The organism is Saccharomonospora iraqiensis subsp. iraqiensis, assembly GCF_000430445.1.
Taxonomy (GTDB): Bacteria; Actinomycetota; Actinomycetes; order Mycobacteriales; family Pseudonocardiaceae; genus Saccharomonospora; species Saccharomonospora iraqiensis.
This window is the reverse complement of sequence record NZ_KE387120.1, coordinates 38,090-41,238: the sequence shown is the minus strand read 5'-3', so window position 1 is coordinate 41,238 and position 3,149 is coordinate 38,090. Positions and strand designations below refer to the sequence as shown.

Sequence of the window (3,149 nt, the reverse complement as noted above, 5' to 3'; positions counted from 1 at the left end):
GCCTGCCCCGACCGCGGCCCCCGCCGTGGGCAGCACCTCCCGCCCCGACGGCCCACGGCGGCCCCCCGCCCGACCTGGCCGACCTGTGCTCTCACTCACCTTCGGTGGGCATTTGGTCGCCAGGCCGGGTGAGGGGTGAAACGATCCGCCGGTATCGGACGATCAGACACATAGCGGCGACTAGGCTGTGGTCGAAGGCCGACCGCACACGGTCGCCGCCGGGCCCTCGTAGCTCAGCTGGATAGAGCAAGAGCCTTCTAATCTCTAGGTCGCAGGTTCGAGTCCTGCCGGGGGCACAGAACACCAGCGCACAGGCTCGGACCACCCGAGGACGTCACGCCCGGGACACGCGGAGGCGAGGCCGGACACGACTCTCGCGGTGTCGGCCGGGGGCACCCCTGCGACACCCCTCACCGCCCGGTCCCGCTCACCCTCCACTGTCCGCAGGCCCGCGTGTACCGACGGGGCACTCGGCAGGTCACCCCCGGTCGCGCGGCCCGCCCCACCGTTCGGCAACGAAACGGCCACACCAGCTGACGGTGATCGAATGGGACATCAGCCGCATGGCCCGCGCGACGTCGGTCGCGCGGGCCATGCACCCCTCCCGGGCCGGAATCGGCGGACAACGAAATGGACACGATGCCGACCCGGCCCCCGGAGACCGGGTAACACAGAGCGACGCAACTTCGCCTGACGAGGCGGCACCCGAACGAAGGAGACTCACCGCATGTCCGCACCCGATCCGAACGCATCCTTTCCCGGGCCCCCGGCTCCGCCCGCGCCCGAGACCCAGCCCGGTCAGGCGGCCCAGCACCTCCCGGAACAGGCCGCGCAGCAGCCGGTGGCGAACGGAATCGCGATGAAGAACCGGCATCCGGTCACCGTCTGGCTGCTGTGGCCGCTGATCACGTTCGGGATCTACCACCTGGTGTGGTACTTCAAGATCCACAAGGAGATGGCGGAGTTCGACCGGCGCCGCTCCGTCCCCACCGTCGGGCCCATGCTCGTCCTCCTGCTGTTGTCCTGGACGGTCATCGCGCCCCTGGTCAGCTACTACAACTGCGGCAACCGGATCCGGAACGCGCAGCGCGCCGCAGGCATGCAGGTCACCTGCTCGCCGGTCGTCGGTCTGCTGCTGATGTTCGTGTTCGGTCTCGGGATCCTGTACTACCAGGTGGAGCTGAACAAGATCACCGACGCCTACCAGGCACCCGCGGGTCAGCAGATCCCGCTGTGGGTCTGACCCGCACCACGGATTCCCGCGAGGGTCCCCGGCACTGCAGGTACTTCCGGGGATCCTCGCGGCAACCCTGCACGGCTCACTCAGCAGTCTCCTGTCGAGCAGGACGCTCACAGTTCCGCCGTCCGCAGACCGAACGTCACCGGCGGTGGATCGACATCCGAGTCGTCGTCCTCCATAGCAAGCCGGTCAGCGAGATCGTACTCCCGCCCGATCAGGCGAACGAAGGCCTCGAACGACATCAGCACGTGGGACGGCTGATCCCGGTCGGTGATGACCAACGGGCCCTCCGACGCGGCACGCTTGGCAGCGCTGACATCCTTATTGAACTCGCATGCGGTGACTGTCGACTTCACAGCACCTCCGAAGTAGGTACGTACCTTCATTGCCTGGCCGACGATTTCCGGCAAAGTCGGCACCGCGCCGGAGCCCTGACTTCCTTGTCGAGTCGCCCAGCCCCTGCCCTGCCCGGGCAGGCCTTCGCAGGCCGCCTACGGCCAACGGCAACGGCACTGTACGCACATCTCCCCATTGCCATCCGTGGCGCTCGCGGCTCATCTGATTGGTAGTCCCCGATAATCACGCGACGATCCGATCGCCTACAGGGAGGTAACACGGAGCCACGGAGCTCCGCCCGGCCGAAGCAGTACAGAAGGAGCGTCACCGTCATGCCAGCGCACGATCCGAACGCAGGCGAACACGAGTCCGCAGCCCCGCAACAGCCCTCGCACCCCGTTCACGCGACCCAACACCAGTCGGGCCACCCCGCACAGCAGCCGGTCGCGCACGGTATCGCGATGAAACAGCGACACCCGGTAACCGTATGGTTGCTGTGGCCGCTCATCACGCTCGGGGTCTACCACCTGGTGTGGTACTTCAAGATCCACAAGGAGATGGCGGAGTTCGACCGGCGCCGCGCCGTCCCCATCGTCGGGCCCATGCTCGTTCTGTTGTTGTTGTCCTGGACGGTCATCGCGCCCCTGATCAGTTACTACAACTGTGGAGACCGGATCCGGAACGCGCAGCGCGCCGCCGGGATGCAGGTCACCTGCACGCCGGTCATCGGCTTGCTACTGATGTTCGTATTCGGTCTCGGGACCCTGTACTACCAGCTCGAACTGAACAAGATCACCGACGCCTACCAGGCCCCTGCGGGGCAACAGATCCCGCTGTGGGTCTGACCGTTCCCACCGGATGCCGCTGGTCTCCGGTCCGCGATGTCCGGGGTGGCCGGTTAGCAGGCGAGCTTGCCCCGAGTTCCCGAGCATCCGTGGCTTCATTCGGGGGCACCCGGCCTGCCGGGCAGCCGTCCGACCAACATGCCCGCCCGCTATTCGGGTGTCAGCCTCTCCCCCCTCTCCCCCGTGCATTCACCAGGCCCTCGTCCCGCAGCGCCCGCACCGGTCCTGCGGCCGGTCGGCCACTCCCGGTTCGTTCGAGGACTCGGCCGGTGCGGTCGGTATGGAGAACCATCTCGTCAGCGACGGGCGGACGGTGCCGTGGGACTCGTGTTCGGTCGTCGGCACCCAAAAGGCCCGCACTCTCCTTCGACAACCGGGCTCTCGCCACCGTGCGAATCTCGCCCGGTCCGTTCCCCGGGAACGACTGAACACCCGCCCCGACCGGTACGCCGTGCCGTGGTCACCCGGGCAGCAGGACGATCCGGCCCCGCACGTGCCCCGCCTCCAGGGTGCGGTGGGCGGAGGCGGCATCGGACAACGGGAACGTCCGCGCGACGCGCGTGTGGAGCTCGCCTTCGGCGGCGAGGACGGCCAGCTCGGCCAGGACCGCGGCGGAGCGTTCCGGCCGTAACCGCCGGACACCGTGCCGTCGGGCCGCCTCCGCGTCGGCCAGGGTGGCGACCCGGCTCCGGTCGGCGGCCAGTGCCACCGACACGGCGACCGCCTCG

General features: G+C 68.4%; 4 protein-coding genes and 1 tRNA gene. 3 read left to right on the top strand and 2 right to left on the bottom strand.

Annotated features, from left to right (window positions below; all coding sequences use genetic code 11):
• Positions 1 to 222: 222 nt before the first annotated feature.
• Together ACTIR_RS0117825 and ACTIR_RS0117820 are read left to right on the top strand one after the other, a co-directional pair.
• Positions 223 to 296 (top strand) — tRNA-Arg (locus tag ACTIR_RS0117825).
• A gap of 431 nt (positions 297 to 727) precedes the next feature.
• Positions 728 to 1,243: a DUF4234 domain-containing protein gene (locus ACTIR_RS0117820; protein ID WP_026455297.1), complete on the top strand. Its 516-nt coding sequence runs from the start codon at positions 728 to 730 to the stop codon at positions 1,241 to 1,243.
• 107 nt (positions 1,244 to 1,350) lie between these two features.
• Here the strand turns inward: ACTIR_RS0117820 and ACTIR_RS0117815 are convergent, their stop codons facing one another.
• The gene (locus ACTIR_RS0117815; RefSeq protein ID WP_233345940.1) at positions 1,351 to 1,650 is read right to left on the bottom strand and encodes a type II toxin-antitoxin system Phd/YefM family antitoxin; all 300 of its coding nucleotides are present in this window, start codon (positions 1,648 to 1,650) and stop codon (positions 1,351 to 1,353) included.
• A gap of 387 nt (positions 1,651 to 2,037) precedes the next feature.
• Here ACTIR_RS0117815 and ACTIR_RS0117810 point away from each other — a divergent pair, with 387 nt between their 5' ends.
• On the top strand, positions 2,038 to 2,421 hold the full coding sequence (locus tag ACTIR_RS0117810) for a DUF4234 domain-containing protein (RefSeq protein WP_052583937.1): 384 nt from the start codon (positions 2,038 to 2,040) through the stop codon (positions 2,419 to 2,421).
• A 460-nt stretch (positions 2,422 to 2,881) separates the two neighbouring features.
• Here ACTIR_RS0117810 and ACTIR_RS0117805 read toward each other — a convergent pair.
• Positions 2,882 to 3,149: zinc-binding dehydrogenase (locus tag ACTIR_RS0117805; protein ID WP_154663810.1), on the bottom strand; the 268-nt coding region annotated here is incomplete at its 5' end.